Source organism: Aequorivita xiaoshiensis (genome assembly GCF_022008395.1).
GTDB lineage: Bacteria > Bacteroidota > Bacteroidia > Flavobacteriales > Flavobacteriaceae > Aequorivita > Aequorivita xiaoshiensis.
This window is the reverse complement of the sequence record NZ_JAIRBB010000007.1, coordinates 111,610-135,800: the sequence shown is the minus strand read 5'-3', so window position 1 is coordinate 135,800 and position 24,191 is coordinate 111,610. Positions and strand designations below refer to the sequence as shown.

The window sequence follows — 24,191 nt, the reverse complement described above, 5'->3', positions numbered from 1 at the left end:
GAACGTTACGATAGTTGCTCCTCCAGGATTTGATTCAAAGCCCTTAGCCTTTCTTCTGCTTCCTTGGTTTCACTAGATCTATCTATTTGTTTTTGCTCCACCTGAGCAGCAAACTGGAGGGCGCTCATTGCTAACACATCCTGTTTGTCACGCACGGCATAACTTTGCTCGAACTTCTTAATCATTTCTTCTATCTTCTTCGCCGCCAATCTCAACCCCTCCTCCTGCGAAGGATTGATAGTCAAGGGATATACCCTGTCTGCTATCGATAGTTTTATTTTTAATTGTTCTGACATTGTTATATTATTCGGAAAGTTGGGCAATACATTGATCTATTTCCCGAACTAAAGCGTTTATCTTGAGTTTCGTTTCTCGTTTATGTTGGTCACTGCCAAGCATTGAGTTTGCGAGTTTTAATGAATTGTTTTTTTCGGTTAAAGCCTCAATTTCTTGTTCAAATTGCTGCTGTTTTAACTTTAAATTGATAATCTCTTCTTCCAATTGAGCATTGGCAGTTTTTAATTTCTCATGCTTGTTAAGCAACTGACCCACTCTATTCTCAAGAGAATCAACAATTTCAGAAAAATCACTCATTAAAATTTTTGTTCAATACTTCTTTCACAAAGTTAGCATACCCTTGTTAAATCACAAACAGTTTTCTGTTATTTTTTCAGCATTCTATATTGATAAACCAAATATTTGTGGTATCAGAAAGAAATTCGCAACACTATCTTTGATAATCAATCTATTGCAGTTCGCGATCCATGCTAATTCTAAGCAAGAGGTTATTAACAATTAAACTCTTAAAGCCTAAGTTAAAACCGATTATAAGCACCCAGACTACTTCCCTCAGCAAATTCTAATTCAAAACCCAAAACGATACTCTTAAAGTGATTTTTCACTAAGACGCACCTAAATCATTCGTTTTTAACCTTTTATAAATATACAACAATCAAATTTTAGATTTGGATTAAGCGCATAAATTCTTTCTATAAAGAGATATTTTGTAAAAGATTAATCGGATTTAAACAATTATAGCAACATAATAGATTAAAATAGAATCAGCATACATATCGTTAATTAAGTTGTTGTCCCTTTTTTATTCCTAACGTATTATTATTTTTACACTATGAAAAAAATTTTATCGTTACTCCTACTTATCGGGAGCTTTACTTATGCCCAAAACAATTTTCCTAAAAATTATTTTTCAAACCCATTGGATATAAAAATGATCCTCTCCGGAAGTTTTGGAGAGCTTCGTTCTAATCATTTCCACAGCGGTTTAGATATAAAAACGCAACAACGCGAAGGGAAGCCAGTTTACGCCCCTGCAGATGGTTATGTAAGCAGAATTAAAGTTAGTCATTACGGGTATGGAAAAGCGCTATATATTTTACATCCTAATGGTTACACCACTGTTTATGGACATTTAAGAAGCTATGCAGGAGAAATTGAAAAATTCGTAAAGAAAACACAGTACGCAAAAGAATCTTTCGAAATTGAACTTTTTCCTGACAAAAATTTCTTAGCTGTTAAAAAAGGAGACTTAATTGCATATACAGGAAATACAGGAGGCAGTGGCGGCCCACACTTACATTATGAAATCCGCGATGCTTCGCAAAGACCGATTAATCCTCTTCATTTTGGTATCGATATTCCAGACTCTAAAGCTCCGTTACTAATGGGGGTTTTCGCTTATACAATAGATGAAGATGGACACGTAAATCAAAGTCAAAATAGAACTAAATTAAGACTGATTAAGCAAAAAGACGGCACCTATAAAACCGAAAGCATTAAAGCTTATGGCAAAATTGGGTTTGGAGTAACTACCTACGACCAATTTGATGGAGCTTCAAATAAAAATGGTAGTTATAGAATTCAAACAAATTTTAATGGTTCTGAAAAGTTTGAAGTTACCTTCGATAAGTTTTCATTTGCTGAAACCCGCTACCTTAACAGGTATATAGATTATGAATACTTTGAGACAAATAAAAGCAGAATTCAAAAGCTATTTAGAGAAAAGAATAATCCTTTAAGTGTAATTACCTACGAAGACGATAACGGTTATGTAGTGGTTAAAGATAGTCTTCATTCAATTTACACCATTAGCATCAATGACTTAAAAGGAAACACCACTTTTGTTACAATTCCAATTGAAGGAGCTAAAATGGACATCCTCGATCCGAAAAAAAACAAAGTTACCGACGATTACATCAATGCCAATCACGCTACTTCAATTACAAAGGGTAAATTCAGCATTTATATTCCGGCGAATAGTTTATACGAAGACACTTACTTAGACATTCGCGCCGATGGAGATACATTAATATTCCACGAAGATATTGTACCTGTTCACACCAACATCACCTTATCGGCAGATATTTCGGCTTATAGAGAAGAAGACAAAGACAAGCTTTATTTAGGTAGAATAAATACTAAGGGCAAACCGTATTACACTTCTACTAGTAGAAACGGCGATAAACTTGTAGCCAAAACAAGAACATTTGGAAAGTACATCATTACATCAGACACAATTCCACCTGAGATAGAGCCTGTTAATTTTTCAGAAGGCAAGTGGATAAGCAATGAGAATTTTCTAAAAATTAAAATTAAAGATGACTTAAGTGGTATTAGCTCCTATAGAGCTACCATCAATGGAAAATATATTTTAACAGAATACGATTATAAAAAAGACGTTCTAATTTATAATTTTAATGACAATGTTAACTTAGAAACTGAAAATAATTTGAAACTCATCGTGATTGATAATGTAGGAAATAGTGCTACATTTGAAGCAAAATTTTTCAGAAAACACCCCTAATTCAAGCTTTTGAAAACAATAAAACTACCGCTAACACTTTTCTTTTTATGTTTTGCAACCGTTGCGTTTGCTCAAAAATCGATTGTAAAAGGAATTATTCTCGACGAAAATAACTTTCCCGTAGTTGGGGCAAATGTAACCTATAACAACACTGGAACTATTTCAGATTTTAATGGGTTTTACTTGCTTAAAGTACCATCAAATCAAGATGTTACTATCGTTTTTTCGCATGTAAGTCATAAAAAAGCACAGGTAACCGTGAACCTTTCTCCAAATGAAGATTACGAATTAAATCCCGTAATGAATACTACTATAGAGCAAATTAGTGAAGTTGTAATTTCGGGTAGAGAAAACAAACGCGTTGAAGGGGTAACTACCATCTCTCCAGAGGTTATTCGTAAAATGGTAGGTGCCAATGCGGGTGTTGAAAACCTTCTAAAATCGCTTCCAGGTGTAAATGGCAACGACGAATTAAGTACGCAATATGCTGTTCGTGGTGGTAATTACGACGAAAACTTAGTTTATGTTAATGAAATTGAAGTATATCGTCCATTCTTAATTAGAAGCGGACAACAAGAAGGATTAAGCTTTGTAAATAGTGATCTTACTAGCAATGTAGATTTCTCAGCTGGTGGATTTCAGGCAAAATATGGGGATAAACTTTCTTCGGTTCTAGACATTACGTATCGCCGCCCAGTAAATTTTGGTGCGTCTATAGAAGCAAGTTTATTGGGAGCTAGTGGTTCTATAGAAGGGGTTTCAAAAAATGGTCGTCTATCAGGTATTTTCGGAATTCGCTACCGCGATAACAGTCTTTTTGTTCAAGCAAAAGAAACAGAAACCAATTACAGACCAAAATTCGCAGATGCACAAACGTATCTTACTTATAAATTCAGTAATAAATTTGAAGTTGGGTTTTTAGGAAATATATCAATTAACGAATACAATTACAGACCGCTAACAAGACAGACTAACTTCGGTACTATTTCCGATCCTATTGCACTACTTGTGTTTTATGAAGGCCAAGAAGAAGATAGATACAATACTTATTTTGGAGCTTTAAAATCAACTTGGGTTGTTTCTGATAATTACACAGCTAAATTTATTGGTTCTGTTTATCAAACTACTGAGCAAGAATATTACGACATTCTTGCCGAATATCGCTTAGGCGAAGTAAATACTGATCTAGGTGGTGAAGATTTAGGACAAGTTGAGTTTACTCGCGGTATAGGGGGACAACTTACACACGCCCGAAATGATTTGGATGCATTAATCCTTAACTTCGAACACAAAGGGAATCTATCTATTGAAGATAATAATATTGAATACGGAATAAAATACACTCACGAAGATATTCGCGACCGTGTAAATGAATATGAAATTATTGACTCGGCTGGGTTTTCAATTCGCCCACCTCTTTTCCCTCCTAACAATCAACCATACTCACCAGATACTTCGCCAATTGTTCCTTACACAAACGTAAATGCAATGAATGATACGCAAATAGACCGTATATCTGGTTATGCGCAATGGAGTAGAAAAACTACTCTTGGAGGTAGCGACCTTTGGTTAAATGCAGGGGTTCGTGCGCACAATTGGACAGTAAGCGGACAAAACATTACGAGTACATCACAAACTGTATTCAGTCCTCGAGCCCAAGTTTCTTTAAAACCAAATTGGGAAATGGATATGCTTTTCCGTCTTTCCGGAGGTATGTATCACCAACCACCTTTCTATCGAGAGTTAAGAGATTCAACGGGAACTGTTCGTCCCGGAGTTAAGGCACAAAAATCTGTACACATTGTATTCGGAAACGATTACAGCTTTAAAATGTGGGACCGCGAATTTAGATTGAATTCTGAAGTATATTACAAACACCTTGATAATGTTAATCCATATACGCTGGAAAACGTACGTATTCGATATCGCGCAAACAATAGCGCTGTTGCTTATGCTTACGGTTTAGACGTACGACTGGCAGGAGAATTTGTTCCAGGAACAGAAAGCTGGTTGAGTTTTGGATATTTAAAAACAGAGGAAAACATTAACGATAAAGGGTATATTTTCCGTCCTACAGATCAACGCTTAAAATTTGGTATGTTGTTTCAGGATTACGTAAAAGTTATTCCTTCGCTTAAAATGTATCTTAACTTGACGTACAATACTGGACTTCCAGGTGGTTCCCCGAGTTATGCCGACCCTTATAACTATCAAACACGTTTACCAGATTATAAGCGTGCCGATATTGGGGTTAGCTACGTAATTGTAGATGATTCAAAATTAAGAGATAGCGGGTGGTTAAAACCATTTAAGGAACTTTCGGTTGGAGCTGAAATTTTCAATATTTTTGATGTGCAAAATTCAATTACAAACACTTTTGTAAGAGATGTTTATAGCAAACTTCAATACGCTATTCCGAATTACTTGACACCGAGAATTTTTAATGTGAAGCTTTCGGCAAAGTTTTAAGCTCGAGAACGCTGTCTTTTACGCTTTCTCAACTTTTTGCTGTTTTTCTTTTTCTGAAAATCACGACTGTACTTCAGCATGGTTTCATAGGTTTCTGAAGTGCTTTTGTTGTAGAGTTTAGCATACTCCTCGGCCATAATCTTAACCATAGTTTTTGAAGGCCAGAGTCTGCGGAAGTTATTCATTCGCTTTTCAAAACTCATAGGTTCAAATCGCATTCTATTCAAATCAATTAAATAGAATTCATATTGGTTATTTCCTACATCAGTAATCAAAGTATTTCCAGGGGAATGATCTAAAAAGTTTACTCCATTTTCGTGCAGTTTAAAAGTGAATTGTGTAAACTGTCGTAATATTTCTTCCCGATTTTCAAACTTAGGTTTATGAATTAAAACTCGAAAATCGAAATCGTAATCGAGGTGTTCACTTATATAATAGCTCTGTTTTAATCCCAAAGAAAAAAACTCGATATATGCTACGGGTGTTGGAGTTCCAATTCCGAAGTTAGCTAGTTTAGAAGCGTACTCAAAAGAACGTTTTGCCTTACTCTTTCTAAAGTATTGGTATATTATAGACTGAAAGAAATTAGGCGTTTTAAAACTCTTAATATTGAAGACAACACCATTTAATTCTATTTTCTTTATAACATTGCGCTCACCTTTGGTTACATACTCCCCTACTTTTTCAAATTGATAAAGTGCGTCTTTCAATGCAGGTTGCAAGTGTGAATATTTTGGATTGATTACGAAATTCTCGCGCATTTTTAATATTTATACAGTCAAAAAAGGTATTTTGCGAAGGTAATTTAAAATCTTTATCCCGTGCTTACGCTCTGGAATTTTATACGAAAATACAAACTTTACTTTAAGGCGACATTCAAAATTTGGCAAAGAAAACGAAGTCTAACAAAGTAATACCCTATGAAGAAAATTCTTATCATACAAAACAAACGTATTGGCGATGTGCTATTGAGCTCTGTTATTGCTAATAATATTAAAAAAGTATTTCCTGATAGTGAAGTTTCCTTTTTTGCTTACGATTATACAATTGGGGTACTTGAAAACAACCCAAATATCGATCGTATAATTTCAATTAACCAAAAAGAGCTGAAGCGTTTGCCAACACTTTTTGAAACTGCTTTAAAAATTAGAGAACAGAAATACGATATTATCTTCGACCCCTACGCTAAGTTCCAAAGTAGAATTATTTGTTTAACAAGTAAAGCTCCGTACAGAATAGGCTTTAAAAAAGCGCATAAAAAACTAAAACTTCCTTTTTATACGCATCCACTAAACTTCAAAAAGAAAGCTACATTGCCCTGCGGAAGAGGGATTGAAGATAGAGTTAATTTAGTACATCAGGTTTTTCCTTTAAAAAACCCAAATTATGTGCCGAAAATATACTTAACCGAAATAGAGAAATCCGAAAATAAATTACAAGACATTAATGGGCCAATTATCATGTTTGGGGTTTTAGGAAGCACGCCAAATAAATCTATGCCCTATGAATATATTGTTGAGCTTATAGATTTTGTCACCAAAAACTATAAGGCTACCATCCTTTTCAATTATGCACCTCATCAAAAAGAAGAAGCTTTAAAAATATACAATGCATGTGCGCGCAAGGAAAATATAAATATAGAGGTTTATGAACATAGCATTCGTGGATTTGCCGTGTTAATGAGTCAATGCGATATGCTTATTAGCAATGAGGGAGGAAGTGTGCACATTGCAAAAGCTTTAAACAAACCAACTTTTACAATTTATTCACCCTATATAGATAAAGATGCATGGAATAGTTTTGAAGATGAAGTTTTTCATCAATCTATTCATCTACTAGAAGAAGTCCCAGACCTATTTAAAAGTTTTACCCCCGAAGAAAGAAGATCGATTGAGAAAAATCCTCAAGAACTTTACAAGGAGTTAAAACCTGAAATGATTCTCCAAAAACTGAAACCTTATTTAGCGCATCATTTTCCCGATGCAAAAACTTAATTAGATTCAACTTCTTCTGCTACACTTGTAGGAGCATCAATTTTTAGAATTCCATATTTCGTCCAAACTCTTTTTTCTTGTTTTGTAATACGTCTAATAGCTTTGTTTTTCACAAACATATCCTTAGTAACATATCCTCGGGCGTGATCTAAATGTAAGGTTACTGTGCTATATCGAATTTGAAGGGGTTTAATACCGTAATTCATTAAACGTTCGCCCATTTCACGGTCTTCCCCACCGTATTGCATGCGTTCGTCGAATCCATTTACTGCAATTACATCCTTACGCCAACCCGAAGCATTATTTCCATCCCAAGTAGCGCTAGTAGGCGTAAACGTATTTAGAAAATCTTCTTTAAAACCATAAGAAGTGAGTTTATTTATTTTGAAAGTTTTCTTGAGTCCTTGTTTTAACAACCATTTTGCATTAAAACAACGTTGCAATTTTATGTCTTCTCTTGTAATTTTTTTAGAAATACTCATGGTAAGCTTGAAGTAACCCGCAGAGAGGAAACATCCTGGACGACTCAAGCCAAGGTGTGTAGAAACCAAATCGTTTCTTGGAATACAATCCCCATCTGTAAAAATAAGATACTCCCCTTTTGAGACTACAATTGCTTTATTAAGAATTTTTGTTTTTTGAAAACCGTGGTCTTCCTGCCAAACGTGTGTTATTTTTAAAGGAGAGCTTTCTTTAAAAGAATCTATCATTTTTTTAGTTTCTTCTCCCGATCCATCGTCGGCAATAATAATTTCAAAATTCTTTTCTAGTTGTTGCTCAAATCCCCAAAGGGCTTTTTGTAACCATTCAGGTTGGTTATAGGTACTTACAATAACCGAAACATAAGGCGATTCATCTTCATTTTTAACAATCCCGTAATTTGTCCATTTTTTGTTTTGATTACGTGTAACCTTACGTATTGCTAAATTCTTTTCAATAGACTCTTCGTTCTTATACCCTCTTGGATGATCAAGATGTAAAACAACCGCATTGTAGCGAATCTGTTTACTTTTAATTCCATAATTCATCAATCGTTCGCCAAGTTCACGATCCTGTCCGCCGTATTGCATACGTTCGTCAAAACCATTTATGGCAACAATATCCTTCTTCCACCCAGAAGCATTATGTCCATTCCAACTAGCATTGGTAGGAGTTAAAGCATTTAAAACCTTAGCTTTTACAGAACCAGAGTAAAGTTTATTGTTTTTAAATGAAGATTTTAATCCGTGTTTTTTAAGCCACTTAACATCAAAACATCTTTCGGTATAAATATCTTCTTTGGTTATTTTCTTTGATATTTCCATTGGCAGCATAAAATATCCACCAGACAGGAAATATCCCTCTTCACGATATTTTACGTGTTGTTCCACAAAATCTTTTCGCGGAATACAGTCCCCATCGCTCATAATAATATATTCTGTACTACACTGTTTAATGGCTTTATTAAGAATTTCGGACTTTTGAAAACCTTTGTCTTCGTGCCAAACGTGAACAATTGGATAAAAAACTTCTTCTTGCATTTTTTCTAGCAATAGCCGTGTTTCATCGTTTGAACCGTCATCTGCAATTACAACTTCAAACTGTCTATATGTTTGATTATTATAACCGTACAGCACTTTTTTCAACCATTCGGTAGAATTGTAAGTGCTAATTATTATGGAGGTGTTAAGCTGCTTCATTTATGCAAAGATAAAGTTATTTAGGAAGTTGGCGCACAAAACAAAAAGTAGTAATTTCGAAATGTATTTTAAATCTTTAGCTAAATTCAAAAAATCACAATTTTACGATAAAACAATTAGTTATTTTTCGTGAAATTATGCTGAGAAAATATGCCGAAACTAACTGTAATCATACCTACTTTCAACGAAGAGGCCTATCTTGAAGACGCCCTATTTTCGGTAGCTTTTGCCGATGAAATAATTGTTGTAGATTCATATAGTACAGACAAAACCCCAGAAATAGCTAAGAAATATGCCACTAAGTTTCTACAACGCGCTTTCGACAATTTTTCAAATCAGAAAAACTTCGCATTAAAAGAAGCCACTGGAGATTGGATTCTATTTATTGATGCTGACGAGCGCGTAACGCATTCTTTGGAAGCCGAAATTTTAGAAACAATACAGAAACCGAAACACGGAGGATATAAGATTAATTTTCCGCATTTTTATATGAATCGTTTTCTCTATCACCACAGTGATGATGTATTGCGATTAGTAAAGCGGGAAGGAGCTAAATTTACAGGTTCGGTTCACGAAAAATTGCATTGTACCGGAAGCATAGGAAAATTAAAAAATAAAATGCTCCATTTTACATACAAGGGGCTGGATAATTATATTCAAAAAAAAGAATCGTATGCCTGGTTTCAAGCACAACAACAATTTGACAAAGGCAAAAAAGCAACTTGGTTTCACCTCCTTATAAAACCTACCTATCGATTTTTTAGGTCGTTTGTATTAAAGGGAGGTTTCCGAGATGGGGTACCAGGACTTACCGTTGCTGCAGTAAATGCATACGGAGTTTTTGAAAGGTATGTAAAGTTAATGTTATTGCGAAAAGGAATTCAATAATACACGTTGTAAGTACGAAAGGTAAAAACAGTATTTTTACACAAATCACATTCAGTTTTTGAAAAACACAGCAAAAATTTCAGCAATTGCCATAACGCTTAATGAAGCGCATAACATTGAAGCCTATTTGGATAGTCTTTGGTTTGCCGATGAAATTATCATTGTGGATTCACATAGTACAGATGAAACAGTTTTATTAGCGGAAAAACACGAGAAGGTTACAGTGTTCCAAAGAAAATTTGATAACTTTTCAGCTCAAAAAAACTTTGCGATTTCAAAAGCTAAAAATGACTGGGTGACTTTTTTCGATTTAGACGAAGAGGTAACTCCAAAATTAGCTGAGGAAATCGTTGAACTAGCGAAAAACCCAAAAGCTATAGCCTATTATGTAAAACGCGATTTCTATTTTATGGGAAAACGTATAAAGTACAGCGGCTTGCAAAACGATTATATCGTAAGGTTTTTCAACAAAAATCATTGTCAGTATAATGCCAATCTAGTTCACGAAACTTTAGAAACCGATGGAAAAACTGAAAACCTAAAAAACAGTTTACCACATCACACTTACAAATCCTTCGACGATTATACCGCAAAAATGCATAAATACAGTGCTTTACAAGCTAAAATGCTTTACAAAAAAGGGAAGAAACCTACCTACTATCACTTTCTGTTTAGGCCGTATTATCGTTTTTGGAATCAGTTTATATTTCGTTTGGGAATTCTAGACGGAAAAGAAGGATTTATCCTTGCCTATGTGAGTGCATTTTCAGTTTTTAAACGATATATTAATCTTTGGTTACTGTATAGAAAAATAGCTTAAAAAAAAACGTATGAGTCACAAAATAGCTATCATATTTCTCGATGAAATTCATCATATTTACCATTTTGTGAGCGTAGCAGTAGAACTTGCAAAATCCAATCAAGTACATATTCTCACGCATTCTCGAAAAAATACTTTTCTTTACGAATCACTTAAAAAGCTCAATGATAAAAATGTAGTAGTTGAGAAAATGCCTACAGTGGCATTTAGAGCCTTTACCGATAGATTAAAAGGCAGGCAACTACCTAGAAAAGGCTTTTGGATAAAAAAACACAAGAAATATATACTCACAAATTTTGATGCTATAATCTTTACCGATTACTATCATAAATACCTCTTGAAAGTTAGAGAAGATCGTATTAAACCAAAATTTATTTTTTTGGAGCACGGTACTCCTGGAAGAGCCTACGCTTACAATAAAGACATCCTAGATTTTGATTTCCATTTACAATGTGGGATGTTTCACAATACGTCTTTAAAAGAAATGCAATTGCTAAATGACGAATATAAAGTTACAGGTTATCCAAAACTAGATGTGGTAAAATTGGATAAACCCGAACCTATTTTCACCAATAACAAACCGACAGTTTTATACAATCCACACTTTACTCCTCCCCTTTCGTCATGGCATTTTATGGGACTCAGAATTTTGGAATTTTTTTACAAGTTGAAAGATTACAATTTAATTTTCGCTCCGCATATTAATCTTTTCAATAAAGTGGGAGGGGATGATCCTGCGGTAATACCACAAAAATACCATACTGCAGATAACATACATATAGATTTGGGGAGTGATAAAAGTGTAAATATGACTTACACAAAAGCTGCCGATATCTATATAGGTGACGTCTCTAGTCAGGTTTACGAGTTTATGACTAATCCACGACCTTGTATATTTTTAAACCCTGAAGGCGTCGATTATAAAGATGATATTAATTACCGTTTTTGGCAGTGCGGTGATGTGATTAATTCTATTACTGAATTGAAGGAAGCATTAAAAAGCTCCAAAGAAAACCATCAGAAAACTTATAAGTCTATACAGGAGAAAATAACTTCAGAAAATTACTATACAGAAGAAGGCTCCACTCCTTCAGAAAGAGCTGCTAGTGCGATAAATGAATATCTCGATAATGTTTTATAAGTAAGCGTCAATTCCTTTTTTGCACCATTTCACTTTATTTTCTTGTGTTTCTTTTTGTAGTGAATCATTTATTTCAAATCTACTTTGATCTTTAACTAAGTGCCAAATGTGATAAACAATGCCACTATACCTTAATCTTTTCCCCAATACTCCACTATTCAGCATTCTTATAGCCATTTCAGAATCTTCTCTTCCCCAACCTTCAAAATTTTCATTATATCCATTTATGGCAATAAAATCGTTTCTCCAATAAGATAAATTACAACCTCTCAATTTTTTTGAAAGTATAGGGCTAGTTTTATATAGATCGGCTAAAATGGAAATTCTTAACGCTCGAGTTCGTTTTTTTATGCCTTTAGAAAAAAAGTTGAAATTTATTCTCTCTTTTTTAAAAAGTTCCTTTAAATATGCTTCTTGAATGTTAACACGGCTTCCAAAAAGAAATTGTCCGCCTGCCGAGTGTGCAATATGATCTTTTACAAAATCGGGATGCATTATACAGTCTCCATCAATTTGAATTATATAGTCACCAGCAGCAGCGGCAATTGCCTTATTTAAAATTTTGGATCTTCTAAAACCTTTATCCTCATGCCAAATATGCTTAAGTGTTGTTGTGGTTCTATTTTTAAATGCTTCTATCAAATCCTTTGTTTCATCTTTGGAGCCATCATCTGCTATCAAAATTTCAAAAGGTTGAACGCTTTGGGCAGCAGCACTCTTTAAAACTAAATCCAATGCTTCAGGCCAGTTGTAGGTAGAAATAAGTAAGGAGGTTTTCATTTATTAAGAGATTTCTTCAAAGATATATTTTTTACCAAAACTAGATAAGTTCAATTTTAATGAAATTAGACAAGGATAATGCTGCTTTTTTGAAGAACTTTGCAATTAAGCAAAATTTAGCAGATGAATATCAAAGACGAAACGAACAATGCCCTTATAACTCTTAAAAAAGGGGGACTTATTTTATATCCTACAGACACAGTTTGGGGGATAGGATGCGATGCTACAAATGCTATTGCAGTAGAAAAGGTATTTAAATTAAAGCAAAGGAGTGATGACAAATCTTTAATTTGTTTAGTGAGCGATTTTAAAATGTTGAATGAATTTATTGAGGATGTTCCTGAAGTTGCTTACGATATCTTAAAGTACGCTGCAAAACCTACATCTATAATTTATGACGACCCTATTCGCATAGCTGAGAATATTATTGCTAAGGACAATACACTTGCCATGCGAGTGGTTAAAGATGATTTTTGTAAAACCTTGATAAGAAAATTTCGGAAACCTATTGTTTCTACATCGGCAAATATTTCAGGGACGCCCACTCCTCGAACTTACTCCGAAATAGATCCTTTAATTTTGGAAGGCGTGGACTATGTTGTAAATTTGCACCGCGATAAAAAAAATGGAAAGCCTTCGGCTATTATTAAGCTCGGAAATGATGGAAGTGTAAAGGTGATCCGCAAATAGAAATTGAAACAATACTAAAGAGAAACAAGAAACCGAAAGGCTTATCTAGCAAAGTTTTAATACGCTGCTAGCATAAACACTTCAACTTATAAGATAGTATTTTTAAAAATATTTACGCCTTTGCTTCTCTGCTAGAAATAATAAATGGCAAAACAAACATACATATCGGCATTAGAGAATCCTATTTTTAGAACAATCTCTAAGGCTGCGTCTAATTTAAACCTTGAAACTTATGTTATTGGGGGTTACGTCCGCGATTTTATTTTAAACCGCGGTGAAGCTAAAGATATTGATATAGTAGCAGTTGGTAGTGGAATTGACCTTGCTGAAGAAGTAGCTAGACTCCTACCTGGTAAACCAAAGGTATCAGTTTTTAAAACCTATGGCACGGCCATGTTAAAAAGTGGCGGAATAGAACTTGAATTTGTAGGAGCACGTAAAGAATCTTATACAGAAGAAAGTAGAAACCCAGCAGTAGAAAACGGCACCCTTGAAGACGACCAAAACCGAAGAGATTTCACTATAAATGCGCTAGCGCTTAGCCTTGGCAAAGAGAATTACGGCGAGCTTCTGGATCCTTTTAACGGTATTAAAGACCTTCAAAAGAAAATTATAAGAACTCCACTAAATCCTGATATTACATATAGCGACGATCCATTGCGAATGCTGCGTGCTATTCGATTTGCAACGCAATTAGATTTTATTATTGAAAAAGAGTCCTTGAATTCAATCACAAAAAACGCTGAAAGAATTAAAATAATTTCGAAAGAGCGAGTGGTAGATGAAATTAATAAGATTTTACTTTCGGATGTTCCTTCTAAAGGATTTACATTATTACATAAAACAGGATTATTAAGCTACATCTTACCTGAATTAATGGCTTTACAAGGGATTGATGAAAAAGAAGGACAAACGCATAAAGACAACTTCTGGCATACATTAGAAGTGGTAGATAATATTTCTAAAACCACAGACGATTTATGGTTGCGATGGGCTGCTTTATTACATGACATTGGGAAAGCCCCAACAAAAAAGTTTGATAAAAAAATAGGCTGGACCTTTCACGCACACGAATTTGTAGGTGCGAAAATGGTTTATAAACTCTTTAAGCGATTAAAAATGCCATTAAACGACAAGATGAAGTTCGTTCAAAAGATGGTTTTAATGAGTTCACGTCCAATTGCTTTAGCCAGTGACGTTACGGATAGTGCTGTAAGGAGATTAATTTTTGATGCTGGTGAATACGTGGAAGATTTAATGACGCTTTGCGAAGCGGATATCACCACCAAAAACCCTAAAAAGTTTAGAAAATACCACGCAAACTTTCAATTAGTTCGCGAAAAAATCGTGGAAGTTGAAGAACGCGATCACGTTCGTAATTTTCAACCGCCCGTTTCTGGAGAAGAAATTATGGAGACATTTAATTTGAAGCCTTCCCGGGAAATTGGAATTATAAAAGATGCAATTAAAGAAGCTATTCTAGAAGGTGAAATCCCTAATGAATATGAAGCTGCAAGAGCATTTATGCTAAAAAAAGGTGCAGATTTAGGCTTAAAAACAAGTTAAACTAATGTTCAGAAAATCAATTAAAGTTTCAATTGTACTAGTTTACCTAGTGATTATCGCTGGGGCTATGGTACGAATGACGGGCTCTGGAATGGGTTGCCCAGATTGGCCAAAATGTTTTGGGTACTATATTCCACCTACAGAAATTTCTGAATTAGAATGGGCACCCGAAAGAACATTTAAAAAAGGACAGGTAATTATTCACAACGATGCTTTATACGTTGCAAAAGAAGATTTTACAACTTCCAATCAATACACCGATTCTCATTGGGAGTTATACACCAAGCACGACTATGCTACCTTCAACGTATGGCACACATGGATTGAATATGTAAACCGATTATTTGGAGCTTTATCCGGTTTCGCAATACTTATCATGGCAATATTTTCACTTCGAAAATGGAAAGTTAAAAAACAGCTTACCATCTTATCCTGGGTAAGCGTTGGATTACTAGTATTTCAAGCTTGGCTAGGAGCTACAGTAGTTTACTCGGTGCTTTCTCCAGTTAAAATTACCATTCATATGGTTATGGCCTTGGTTATTTTGGCAGTATTACTTTATATCCTATATGCTTCAAAAGAAAAGCCTGTAAATTATTTCACATCTAGAAGTTATAGAACACTTATCCTTTTTGCAGTAATTTTAACACTTATACAAGTAGTTTTAGGTACTCAGGTTCGTGAATTTGTTGATGAACGCGTCAAGGAAGTTGGTTATAATTCCCCAGAATTATGGTTGGAAAACCCGAGATTAGACTTCTATTTACATCGCTCTTTTTCAATATTAGTAGTTCTAGTAAACCTGTCATTGTGGTACTTCAATAGAAAAAGAAACTATGGATTAAAATATTTGGATGCTCTAATTTTATTAATTCTCGCTGAAGCATTTACTGGAATCTTAATGTATTATTTTGATTTTCCTGTACTCTCACAACCGCTTCATCTCGTTATTGCCACATTACTCTTTGGAGTTCAATTTTATATATTGTTGGAAGCATTTCTAACCAATAGAACGAGTAAAAGTTTGTAACTTTGCGCACTAATTTTTTTATAGCTTAAATGGTTTACCGATTTAGAATTATACTAGACACCGAAGAAGATGTATTTAGAGACATCGAGATTGAAGCTTCTGCTTCCTTAGAAGATTTACATAATGCAATTACCCAATCTTTTGGATTTGACGGCCAAGAAATGGCCTCATTCTACACTAGTAATGAGTTTTGGGAAGAAGAAGAGGAGATTTCACTTTTTGATGTAAGTGATGAACCTGGCGGTATAAGAGTAATGGGCGATACCTATTTAGAGGATGTGGTGGATAAAGACAACACCCGACTTCTTTACGTTTACGATTTTCTAAATATGTGGACGTTTATGGTAGAATTAGCCGATATAGGTGAAGTTGAAACTGGACGAATTTATCCAAACCTAATGTACTCTCACGGTGAAGTACCTGCTGAAGCTCCTGAAAAAGAGTTCATTTCGGAACCTATAGAAGGTAATGATGATGATGATTTTTTTGATGACGATTACGATTTAGATCCAGAAGACTACGACAGTCTGGATTTTGATGAAAACTGGAACTAGCTGTTAGTAACAGATCACCAATACTAAGCTGTACAACACATTTACATTCCTAAATTTTTAATTTCTAATATTCTATATGATAAACCTTTTTTCTACTCATATTGCATCTCTTTCAATCCACAGAGTGGGTAACAAAAGCCGTGGAGAAGATATTTTTCTTTCTGCCGAGCCCTATAAAATGGATGATGAAATTACCCCTTTGTTAAAAGAGTTTTTCTTAAAGCCTTTTCGTGAAAAAGAAGAGAATTATTTTAAGTTCTCACATGAAGCCGATTTAGAGTTTCACGAATTGTATAACAGCGCAAATAACATATTTAACAATCCTGAACACATACACGAGGAGAGTAAAAAAATTGCTACTTATCTTTTTAATCAGTCTGAGCATCCACATATAAAAAGTGGTGAGGTTTACGTAGCATATCTTGAAGGTGTACAATTAGACAATGTGAAGATGGATGCCATTGGTGTATTTAAAAGTGAATTGAAACAAGATTTTCTTCAGTTTTTAGAAGAAGGAAATTCACTTGATGCAATGTTACAGCAAGGTGTAAGTTTAAATAAACTTGATAAAGGTTGCATCATTTTCAATGCTAACAAAGAAGAAGGATACAAAATACTTTCAGTAGACAGCAACCGCTATGATGCACGTTATTGGTTAGAAAGCTTTTTAGGGGTAGAACCGCTAGCTGACGACAACTTCCACACCAAAAAATACTTGAAATTCTGTCAAGACTTCGCCAAGGATGTCGTATTACCTGCCGAAGATAAAAAGCAGGAGGTAATGTTTATGAACCGGGCGGTAAATCATTTTGCGAAAAATGACACTTTTGAAGAAACTGCTTTTATGAATGAGGTAATTGACAATCCTGAATTATTACCAGAATTCCGCCATTATAAAACTGAAAAAGCGCCTAAATACAGCATCGAGGATTTAACCACATTTCCAATAGCAAATACCGCTGTAACAGCAGCGAGAAAAAAAATTAAGAATATTATCAATCTGGACACCAATATACAAATCAAACTCGATTTCATAAATCCTGAAAGCGCAGATAAATTTGTAGAAAAAGGTTGGGATGAGGAAAAACAAATGTACTACTACTTAGTTTACTTCAACAAAGAACAGAAAGTATAGCTGTAGCCAAGCAATAAAATAAAAAGAGCAAAACATTAAAAATTTAAATGTTTTGCTCTTTTTGCATTTAGAAATTTCGTTTATATTATTTACAAATAGAATTTTACTTACATTAATTTGATTAGTTTCCTAATTCACTGATGAATTTTATACGATATAGTCTTAGTTCTTCTTCATCGTAATCTCCATCAAATTCATCCATAGCTACTTTAATTTCATCGGTACTAGCTTCAAGGAAATAATCGTGGATTTCTTCTTGTTGATCTTCATCTAACACTTCATCAATCCAATAATCGATATTTAACTTTGTTCCACTATAAACGATAGCCTCCATTTCTTTAATAAACTCGGGCATTTCAAGCCCTTTTGCATCGGCAATATCTGGTAAAGAAAGCTTTCTGTCTACGTTTTGAATGATGTATAATTTAAGGGAGCTATTGCTACCTGTAGATTTTACAACAAAGTCTTCAGGTCTTATAATTTCATTTTCTTCAACGTAATCCTGAATTAATTTTAAAAACGACTTTCCATATTTCTTTGCCTTTCCTTCTCCTACTCCATGAACATTAGCTAGTTCTTCTAGTGTTATAGGATATTTTAAGGCCATATCTTCCAAAGATGGTTCTTGGAAAATCACAAATGGTGGCAACTCTAGCTTATTAGCAACCTTTTTAAGTTCAGCTTTTAATAATTTAAAAAGTGTATCATCTACTACATCTCCTCCCTGTTTAGCCGAAACTATTATATCGTCGTTAGCATCTTTAAATGAATGATCTTCCGTCATCATAAAAGTTGTAGGAGACTTTATAAATTCCTTCCCTGCATCTGTAAGTTTAATAACGCCGTAGGTTTCGATGTCTTTTTTTAGGTAACCAGCAACTAATAACTGACGCAATAACGCCATCCAATAAGCAGCGTCATGGTCTACACCCGATGCGAAATACTCTTGTGTATCTGTTCTATGCGATTTAATTAAGGCGTTTATCTTCCCAATCAACACGTTTACAACCTCTTTACTCTTATATTGTTGATTAGACTTTAAAACAACCTCCAACAGCTTTTTAGCATTCGCGGTAGCTTCGTGTTTCTTTTTAGGATGACGCATATTATCGTCCATCATTCCGCCTTCACCGGTTTGATTGTCAAATTCTTCTCCAAAATAATGAAGTATAAACTTACGTCTCGACATAGAAGTTTCGGCAAATCCTACAACTTCTTGTAGAAGGGCGTGTCCAATCTCCTGTTCCGCAACTGGTTTACCACTCATAAACTTCTCTAGCTTTTCTATGTCTTTGTAGCTATAAAAAGCTAAACAATGACCTTCACCACCGTCGCGGCCGGCGCGACCAGTTTCTTGATAGTAGCTTTCAATACTCTTTGGTATATCGTTATGGATAACAAAGCGAACATCTGGTTTGTCGATTCCCATTCCAAAAGCAATGGTAGCAACAACCACATCCACATCTTCCATCAAGAACATATCTTGATGTTTTACACGTGTTTTTCCATCGAGCCCTGCATGATACGGAACGGCTTTAATACCATTCACCTGCAAAGTTTGGGCGAGTTCTTCAACCCTTTTTCGGCTTAAACAGTAAATAATTCCACTTTTACCTTCATTCTGTTTTACAAAACGAATAATATCCGCGTCTACATTTTTCGTTTTTGGACGAATTTCATAGTACAGATTCGGACGGTTAAAAGAAGCTTTAAACGTATTTGCATCCTGCATCGATAGATTCTTCAGAATGTCTTCTTGTACTTTTGGTGTAGCGGTTGCCGTAAGACCAATAATAGGTATATCGTTTCCTATACGAGTAATAATACTTTTAAGATTTCGATATTCAGGTCTAAAATCGTGCCCCCATTCACTTATACAATGCGCTTCATCAATAGCTAAAAATGAAATTTTTTGAGTTTGAAGAAAATCAACATACTCATCTTTAGTTAGTGATTCGGGAGCAACATAAAGCAGTTTGGTAATTCCGCTAGCAATATCACTTTTTACTTGTTTTACTTCAGTTTTATTAAGCGATGAGTTTAATACGTGCGCTATTCCATCTTCTGATGATAACGCTCGCAATGCATCCACTTGATTTTTCATAAGTGCTATAAGCGGGGAAACCACTATAGCCGTTCCTTCTTGCATGAGTGCAGGAAGTTGATAGCAGAGGGATTTACCTCCGCCTGTTGGCATAATTACAAAAGTATTATTGCCTTCCAGGATGCTTTTAATAACATCCTCTTGCAAACCTTTAAATTGAGAAAATCCAAAATATTTCTTTAAGTCTGCGTAAATGTCATAATCTACCACGTCATAATAGTTTTAGGGAGTAATTCAGTTTTAATCAACATTTAGATTATATTATCAATAACAGTTGTAATTTTGTAATCAAATTAAGCAACTGTAACTTTTTTGTTAACTCAAGATTAAAAAATACTAAATTAGGTTTTTTTTATATTTAAATATACTAATAAAATGTACAGTTACAAACATTCAAAAGCATTAAGTTTTGAACAAAACAAATAGAATAATTTCAATTGCAAAGAATACTATTGAAACTGAGAGCAAAGCAATTGCAAATCTCGCTCATTTAGTAAACGAAGAATTTGCCGGCGCTGTTGAATACATATTTCATTCTGAAGGTAGGGTAATTGTTACTGGTATTGGCAAAAGTGCAAACATTGCAACAAAAATAGTTGCGACTTTAAACTCCACTGGTACTCCTGCTATTTTCATGCATGCTGCAGATGCAATTCACGGCGATCTAGGTACAATTCAACACGATGATACTGTAATCTGTATTTCTAAAAGTGGCAACACTCCTGAAATAAAAGTTTTAGTACCCCTAATTAAGGCGGCACAAAATAAACTAATTGCCATTACAGGAAACACAGAATCTTTTTTAGGGCAGCAAGCAGATTTTGTTTTGAATGCTTATGTAGAAAAAGAGGCTTGTCCTAACAACCTTGCTCCTACTACTAGCACTACTGCGCAATTGGTAATTGGTGATGCTTTAGCCATGTGTCTATTAGATTTAAAAGGATTCTCGAGCAAAGATTTTGCTAAATTTCACCCAGGAGGATCTTTGGGCAAGCAGTTGTACTTACGTGTAAGCAACCTCACTTCACTAAACGAAAAGCCTCAAGTAGCTCCCGATACCGATGTAAAACAGGTAATTGTAGAAATTTCTGAGAAAATGCTTGGTGTAACAGCAGTTATAGAAAACGATAAGATTGTTGGTATAATTACTGACGGAGATTTGCGTAGAATGTTAACTAAAGCAGATACCTTTGCAGGATTAACCGCAAAAGATATTATGACTAACAATCCAAAGGTAATAGACAATAATGCTATGGCTGTTGAAGCGATGGAAATGATGGAGAAATTTGGAATCACGCAAATAATCGCTGAAGAAGATGGGAAATATAGCGGGATCGTACATATTCATAACCTTACTAAAGAGGGTATTATTTAATGAAAAAAATAGCTTCCCCCGAAAAAGAAATGTCCTTTTTGGACCATTTAGAAGAATTACGTTGGCACTTAGTACGTTCAACAATGGCTGTAGTCTTGGTTGGAATACTTGCCTTTATTTTTAAGAGTTTTATATTCGATACATTAATATTTGGACCTTCAAGGCCAAGTTTTTTCACCTATCGCATTTTTTGTGATTTTTCTCAAAAACTAGGAATGGACGCCTTTTGTTTTGATGAAATGCCTTTTAGAATTCAGAGTAGAACTATGGCTGGGCAGTTTTCAGCTCACATGTGGACATCTATTTACGCGGGAATTATAATTGCTTTTCCATACATACTTTATGAATTGTGGAAGTTTATTAGCCCAGGCTTAAAAGAAAAAGAGCGCAAGTCTAGCCGTGGGTTTATTGTAATCGCATCCCTACTTTTCTTTGTTGGTGTTTTATTTGGTTACTACATTATTACACCGCTTTCAATTAATTTCTTAGGAAACTATCAAGTAAGCGATAGGGTTTTTAACGACTTCGATTTAGATAGTTATATCTCCTTGGTTCGTACATCTGTATTGGCTTCAGGAATAGTATTTGAGTTGCCAATTATAATGTACATCTTAACTAAGATTGGCCTGGTAACTCCTGAAATTCTTCGCAAATACCGAAAATTTGCGTTGGTTATTGTGTTAGTTCTTTCTGCTGTAATTACTCCTCCAGATATTGTTAGCCAGATAATCGTGGCTATCCCTATTTTAATACTGTATGAAGTAAGTATCTACATATCAAAAATTGTAATAAGAAATCAAGAAAGAGAATTGAAAAGAATGAAAAATGCATAAATACCAATTAATAGGTTAAATTGAAATAGTTTTTATAGTAGCGTTTCAATTAACAACCGAACCTTATTTTGAGTATTGGCGTATCTAAGTTTTGAATAAAAATAACAGCTATGGAAAAAAATATTGTTGAAGAATTTAACGCCTATCGGGAAAAGATGAACCAAAAAATGCTTGAAGATAATAACAAAATCATCAAGCGTATATTTAATTTGGATACCAATGCATTTACTGAAGGTGCACTCCCAAAGAAAACAAAAGAACTCCTAGGTTTAGGAAACTCATTAGTACTTCGTTGTGATGACTGCGTACGGTATCATCTAGAAGAATGTCATAGACTCAGACTTACAAAAGAAGAAGTTGTTGAAGGGATGAGTATCTCACTTCTTATTGGCGGAACCATAGTAATTCCGCATTTACGAAGAGCTTATGAATATTGGGAAGCTTTAGAAGCAGAATAAAATTTAAACTAATTATATATACTAAAAGAGGCTATCTACATTAGATAGCCTCTTTTTATAGCTTCAGGTAAGTGATTAAGATTATTTACCTTCCCATTCTTCAATAGATTTTTCGTTCATTTTTACATAATCGTCGTTTCCAGCCTCTTTAGACATTTTAAGTGATTGCTTGGCAGCTTCAATGGCTCCTTTTTTATCACCTGCAGCTGCGTAAATAAGCGCTTTCTGACGAACCTGATAGTACTTAGGGTCTTTATTCATCTCAAACGACTTATCAATCCAATTTTTAGCTTTATTGATGTCTTTCCCTTCAGTTAAGTAGTATACTGCTGCTGCGTAATAGTCGTTAGAACTAGGACCGCTCATTGCGCGTTCTATGTTAGCTGTAACGGCTTTATCAGTAAATAATTTTATTGGTACTCCTACATAGGTGTCGGCCCAAAGAATTCCTAATACTGCAGAGTCATTGGTAAGATTATCAAACGTCATTGTTAACGTTTCAATTTTTATAGGCATCGGGTAAGCTGGAACTGAAACCTTTGCAGCTACTTTCTTATCATCCCATTTTTCAGGCAACCCCCAATTGTTTGAATCGCTGTAGAAATATACGTCCCAATTTGTGGCACTCGGCTTTGCGTATACTGCATACGAACCAGCAGCGAGTTTTTTTCCTCCTATTTCAACTGCATCACTAAACGTTATTTTTGTATTTGTATTAGCTCCTACACGCCACATTTTATTGTGAGGCACTAAATCGCCAAAAATTGTTCTACCTCTCATAGAAGGTCTAGAATATTCTAATGTAATATCTGTAAGCCCCACTTTTTGTTCAATTTTCTGAAACGGACTCGGTTGTGGAGTTTCTATTTGTGCTTGAATACTTGCAGTTAGCATTAAAACAGAAAAAAGTAAAATTATCTTTTTCATCTTTATTGGTTTTTGGGTGTTTATATTACTTACGAAGGTACTGTTTGAATACCTTCTTTAAAGTTAATAAAAACTTAAAAAACCCACAAACACAATACTTCTAAGTCCAAGCTATACAAGAAACGACCTCTATATGTTAAATTTTTGTTTAACCTTTTCATTACAGTTTAAAACAAAGTAATTTTAAAGAAAAAATTGAGCTATGTTGAAAAAATTAAGGAATAAGATAAGAGTTAAGTCGAGATATAAGGCTTTAGATGTAGATACTTACAGGTTACTGTCAATGAATAAGAGACTTACAATTAAAAGAAGTAGATAATCTTTAATGAAAATTTATACACTTCAAGCAAAACAAAAATTACCTATAACAGTTGATGAAGCTTGGGCGTTTCTTTCAAACCCTAAGAACTTAAAAGTTATTACTCCCGATTATATGGGGTTCGATATTCTGTCTGGATCAGAAAAACCTATGTTTGCCGGACAAATAATTGAGTATATAGTAACCCCTATTTTAGGCATTAAAACAAAGTGGGTAACTGAGATTACACATGTTGTGAATCGCGAATATTTCGTAGACGAACAACGCTTTGGCCCGTATTCTCTTTGGCATCACAAGCATTTTATTAAAGAAATTGACGGCGGAATTGAAATGGAAGACTTACTTCATTATAAACTTCCTTTTGGATTTCTCGGGCAACTAGTCCACCCACTATTGGTTAAACCGAAATTAGACGAAATATTCGAATATCGAAAAAATAAATTGCACGAGCTCTTCGGCACCTTGTGATACTGACAACAAATCTTTTGAAGGAAAAATAACTCTTAAGAGAGTTTTCAAAATTAATTAATTCCGTTTGTAAAAGTCAATTTCCGGATAATTTTTATAGCTTATTATTAAAACTTGACGAAAAAACTCCAACCTAAAAC

General features: G+C 34.5%; 22 protein-coding genes and 1 pseudogene. 15 read left to right on the top strand and 8 right to left on the bottom strand.

The annotated features are described in order from the left end of the window. Nucleotides 1-5 precede the first annotated feature (5 nt). Together K8344_RS09665 and K8344_RS09660 are read right to left on the bottom strand one after the other, a co-directional pair. Nucleotides 6-296 (bottom strand): cell division protein ZapA, encoded by a 291-nt coding sequence (locus K8344_RS09665; protein ID WP_139854891.1) that lies wholly within the window; start codon nt 294-296, stop codon nt 6-8. Between the two features lie 7 nt (nt 297-303). Beyond that, a complete protein-coding gene (locus tag K8344_RS09660) occupies nt 304-594 on the bottom strand; it encodes a hypothetical protein (RefSeq protein WP_237608493.1) in 291 nt (96 codons plus the stop codon). A gap of 535 nt (nt 595-1,129) precedes the next feature. On the opposite strand from K8344_RS09660, the gene K8344_RS09655 reads away from it, so the two are divergent. Together K8344_RS09655 and K8344_RS09650 are read left to right on the top strand one after the other, a co-directional pair. Next, nucleotides 1,130-2,821: a M23 family metallopeptidase gene (locus K8344_RS09655; RefSeq protein WP_237608492.1), complete on the top strand. Its 1,692-nt coding sequence runs from the start codon at nt 1,130-1,132 to the stop codon at nt 2,819-2,821. Nucleotides 2,822-2,830: 9 nt separating this feature from the next. Beyond that, nucleotides 2,831-5,290 (top strand): TonB-dependent receptor, encoded by a 2,460-nt coding sequence (locus K8344_RS09650; RefSeq protein WP_237608491.1) that lies wholly within the window; start codon nt 2,831-2,833, stop codon nt 5,288-5,290. On the opposite strand, the gene K8344_RS09645 is transcribed toward K8344_RS09650, so the two are convergent. Next, nucleotides 5,287-6,051 (bottom strand): lipopolysaccharide kinase InaA family protein, encoded by a 765-nt coding sequence (locus K8344_RS09645; RefSeq protein ID WP_237608490.1) that lies wholly within the window; start codon nt 6,049-6,051, stop codon nt 5,287-5,289. The genes K8344_RS09650 and K8344_RS09645 overlap by 4 nt on opposite strands. 159 nt (nt 6,052-6,210) lie before the next feature. Between K8344_RS09645 and K8344_RS09640 the strand changes: the two genes are divergently transcribed. Further along, nucleotides 6,211-7,284 carry a glycosyltransferase family 9 protein gene (locus K8344_RS09640; RefSeq protein WP_237608489.1) on the top strand — a complete coding sequence of 358 codons (1,074 nt, stop codon included), beginning with the start codon at nt 6,211-6,213 and terminating at the stop codon, nt 7,282-7,284. On the opposite strand, the gene K8344_RS09635 is transcribed toward K8344_RS09640, so the two are convergent. Then, the gene (locus K8344_RS09635) at nt 7,281-8,117 is read right to left on the bottom strand and encodes a glycosyltransferase family 2 protein (RefSeq protein ID WP_338144599.1); all 837 of its coding nucleotides are present in this window, start codon (nt 8,115-8,117) and stop codon (nt 7,281-7,283) included. The genes K8344_RS09640 and K8344_RS09635 overlap by 4 nt on opposite strands. A 27-nt stretch (nt 8,118-8,144) precedes the next feature. Continuing rightward, nucleotides 8,145-8,963: pseudogene (locus K8344_RS09630) on the bottom strand (glycosyltransferase family 2 protein); the annotation flags it as partial. A gap of 150 nt (nt 8,964-9,113) precedes the next feature. Here K8344_RS09630 and K8344_RS09625 point away from each other — a divergent pair. The 3 genes from K8344_RS09625 to K8344_RS09615 are packed head-to-tail and all read left to right on the top strand — an operon-like array spanning nt 9,114 to nt 11,812. After that, complete coding sequence (locus K8344_RS09625) at nt 9,114-9,851, top strand: glycosyltransferase family 2 protein (protein WP_237608488.1); 738 nt, start codon at nt 9,114-9,116, stop codon at nt 9,849-9,851. A 58-nt stretch (nt 9,852-9,909) separates the two neighbouring features. Beyond that, nucleotides 9,910-10,671 carry a glycosyltransferase family 2 protein gene (locus tag K8344_RS09620; RefSeq protein ID WP_237608487.1) on the top strand — a complete coding sequence of 254 codons (762 nt, stop codon included), beginning with the start codon at nt 9,910-9,912 and terminating at the stop codon, nt 10,669-10,671. Nucleotides 10,672-10,681: 10 nt separating this feature from the next. Continuing rightward, nucleotides 10,682-11,812: a CDP-glycerol glycerophosphotransferase family protein gene (locus K8344_RS09615; protein WP_237608486.1), complete on the top strand. Its 1,131-nt coding sequence runs from the start codon at nt 10,682-10,684 to the stop codon at nt 11,810-11,812. Here the strand turns inward: K8344_RS09615 and K8344_RS09610 are convergent. Then, nucleotides 11,807-12,592, bottom strand: coding sequence for a glycosyltransferase family 2 protein (locus K8344_RS09610; protein WP_237608485.1), 786 nt, complete (start codon nt 12,590-12,592; stop codon nt 11,807-11,809). The genes K8344_RS09615 and K8344_RS09610 overlap by 6 nt on opposite strands. Nucleotides 12,593-12,715: 123 nt before the next feature. Between K8344_RS09610 and K8344_RS09605 the strand changes: the two genes are divergently transcribed. From K8344_RS09605 to K8344_RS09585, 5 genes are all read left to right on the top strand, one after another. After that, on the top strand, nt 12,716-13,282 hold the full coding sequence (locus tag K8344_RS09605) for an L-threonylcarbamoyladenylate synthase (protein WP_237608484.1): 567 nt from the start codon (nt 12,716-12,718) through the stop codon (nt 13,280-13,282). A 144-nt stretch (nt 13,283-13,426) separates the two neighbouring features. Then, on the top strand, nt 13,427-14,848 hold the full coding sequence (locus K8344_RS09600; RefSeq protein WP_237608483.1) for a CCA tRNA nucleotidyltransferase: 1,422 nt from the start codon (nt 13,427-13,429) through the stop codon (nt 14,846-14,848). Between the two features lie 4 nt (nt 14,849-14,852). Next, the gene (locus K8344_RS09595) at nt 14,853-15,878 is read left to right on the top strand and encodes a COX15/CtaA family protein (protein ID WP_237608482.1); all 1,026 of its coding nucleotides are present in this window, start codon (nt 14,853-14,855) and stop codon (nt 15,876-15,878) included. A gap of 29 nt (nt 15,879-15,907) precedes the next feature. After that, the gene (locus K8344_RS09590) at nt 15,908-16,432 is read left to right on the top strand and encodes a plasmid pRiA4b ORF-3 family protein (protein ID WP_237608481.1); all 525 of its coding nucleotides are present in this window, start codon (nt 15,908-15,910) and stop codon (nt 16,430-16,432) included. A 76-nt stretch (nt 16,433-16,508) separates the two neighbouring features. Next, the gene (locus tag K8344_RS09585) at nt 16,509-17,567 is read left to right on the top strand and encodes a nucleoid-associated protein (protein ID WP_237608480.1); all 1,059 of its coding nucleotides are present in this window, start codon (nt 16,509-16,511) and stop codon (nt 17,565-17,567) included. Between the two features lie 121 nt (nt 17,568-17,688). Here the strand turns inward: K8344_RS09585 and recQ are convergent, their stop codons facing one another. After that, complete coding sequence (gene recQ / locus K8344_RS09580) at nt 17,689-19,881, bottom strand: DNA helicase RecQ (protein ID WP_237608479.1); 2,193 nt, start codon at nt 19,879-19,881, stop codon at nt 17,689-17,691. A gap of 199 nt (nt 19,882-20,080) precedes the next feature. Between recQ and K8344_RS09575 the strand changes: the two genes are divergently transcribed. The 3 genes from K8344_RS09575 to K8344_RS09565 all read left to right on the top strand — a co-directional run bounded on the left by K8344_RS09575 (nt 20,081) and on the right by K8344_RS09565 (nt 22,337). Next, complete coding sequence (locus tag K8344_RS09575; RefSeq protein ID WP_237608478.1) at nt 20,081-21,046, top strand: KpsF/GutQ family sugar-phosphate isomerase; 966 nt, start codon at nt 20,081-20,083, stop codon at nt 21,044-21,046. Next, nucleotides 21,046-21,879: a twin-arginine translocase subunit TatC gene (gene tatC, locus K8344_RS09570; RefSeq protein ID WP_237608477.1), complete on the top strand. Its 834-nt coding sequence runs from the start codon at nt 21,046-21,048 to the stop codon at nt 21,877-21,879. Before K8344_RS09575 ends, tatC begins: the two co-directional genes overlap by 1 nt. A 110-nt stretch (nt 21,880-21,989) precedes the next feature. After that, a complete protein-coding gene (locus K8344_RS09565; RefSeq protein WP_237608476.1) occupies nt 21,990-22,337 on the top strand; it encodes a carboxymuconolactone decarboxylase family protein in 348 nt (115 codons plus the stop codon). An 81-nt stretch (nt 22,338-22,418) separates the two neighbouring features. On the opposite strand, the gene K8344_RS09560 is transcribed toward K8344_RS09565, so the two are convergent. Beyond that, on the bottom strand, nt 22,419-23,264 hold the full coding sequence (locus K8344_RS09560; protein WP_237608475.1) for a DUF2911 domain-containing protein: 846 nt from the start codon (nt 23,262-23,264) through the stop codon (nt 22,419-22,421). A 325-nt stretch (nt 23,265-23,589) separates the two neighbouring features. On the opposite strand from K8344_RS09560, the gene K8344_RS09555 reads away from it, so the two are divergent. Then, nucleotides 23,590-24,051 carry an SRPBCC family protein gene (locus K8344_RS09555; RefSeq protein WP_237608474.1) on the top strand — a complete coding sequence of 154 codons (462 nt, stop codon included), beginning with the start codon at nt 23,590-23,592 and terminating at the stop codon, nt 24,049-24,051. Nucleotides 24,052-24,191 lie beyond the last annotated feature (140 nt).

What these genes read in the sequence shown, in the direction of transcription:
- K8344_RS09665 (WP_139854891.1), bottom strand. Translation starts at nt 296, where the DNA reads ATGTCAGAACAATTAAAAATAAAACTATCGATAGCAGACAGGGTATAT.
- K8344_RS09660 (WP_237608493.1), bottom strand. Translation starts at nt 594, where the DNA reads ATGAGTGATTTTTCTGAAATTGTTGATTCTCTTGAGAATAGAGTGGGT.
- K8344_RS09655 (WP_237608492.1), top strand. Translation starts at nt 1,130, where the DNA reads ATGAAAAAAATTTTATCGTTACTCCTACTTATCGGGAGCTTTACTTAT.
- K8344_RS09645 (WP_237608490.1), bottom strand. Translation starts at nt 6,051, where the DNA reads ATGCGCGAGAATTTCGTAATCAATCCAAAATATTCACACTTGCAACCT.
- K8344_RS09640 (WP_237608489.1), top strand. Translation starts at nt 6,211, where the DNA reads ATGAAGAAAATTCTTATCATACAAAACAAACGTATTGGCGATGTGCTA.
- K8344_RS09625 (WP_237608488.1), top strand. Translation starts at nt 9,114, where the DNA reads ATGCCGAAACTAACTGTAATCATACCTACTTTCAACGAAGAGGCCTAT.
- K8344_RS09615 (WP_237608486.1), top strand. Translation starts at nt 10,682, where the DNA reads ATGAGTCACAAAATAGCTATCATATTTCTCGATGAAATTCATCATATT.
- K8344_RS09610 (WP_237608485.1), bottom strand. Translation starts at nt 12,592, where the DNA reads ATGAAAACCTCCTTACTTATTTCTACCTACAACTGGCCTGAAGCATTG.
- K8344_RS09605 (WP_237608484.1), top strand. Translation starts at nt 12,716, where the DNA reads ATGAATATCAAAGACGAAACGAACAATGCCCTTATAACTCTTAAAAAA.
- K8344_RS09600 (WP_237608483.1), top strand. Translation starts at nt 13,427, where the DNA reads ATGGCAAAACAAACATACATATCGGCATTAGAGAATCCTATTTTTAGA.
- K8344_RS09595 (WP_237608482.1), top strand. Translation starts at nt 14,853, where the DNA reads ATGTTCAGAAAATCAATTAAAGTTTCAATTGTACTAGTTTACCTAGTG.
- K8344_RS09590 (WP_237608481.1), top strand. Translation starts at nt 15,908, where the DNA reads ATGGTTTACCGATTTAGAATTATACTAGACACCGAAGAAGATGTATTT.
- K8344_RS09585 (WP_237608480.1), top strand. Translation starts at nt 16,509, where the DNA reads ATGATAAACCTTTTTTCTACTCATATTGCATCTCTTTCAATCCACAGA.
- tatC (WP_237608477.1), top strand. Translation starts at nt 21,046, where the DNA reads ATGAAAAAAATAGCTTCCCCCGAAAAAGAAATGTCCTTTTTGGACCAT.
- K8344_RS09565 (WP_237608476.1), top strand. Translation starts at nt 21,990, where the DNA reads ATGGAAAAAAATATTGTTGAAGAATTTAACGCCTATCGGGAAAAGATG.
- K8344_RS09560 (WP_237608475.1), bottom strand. Translation starts at nt 23,264, where the DNA reads ATGAAAAAGATAATTTTACTTTTTTCTGTTTTAATGCTAACTGCAAGT.
- K8344_RS09555 (WP_237608474.1), top strand. Translation starts at nt 23,590, where the DNA reads ATGAAAATTTATACACTTCAAGCAAAACAAAAATTACCTATAACAGTT.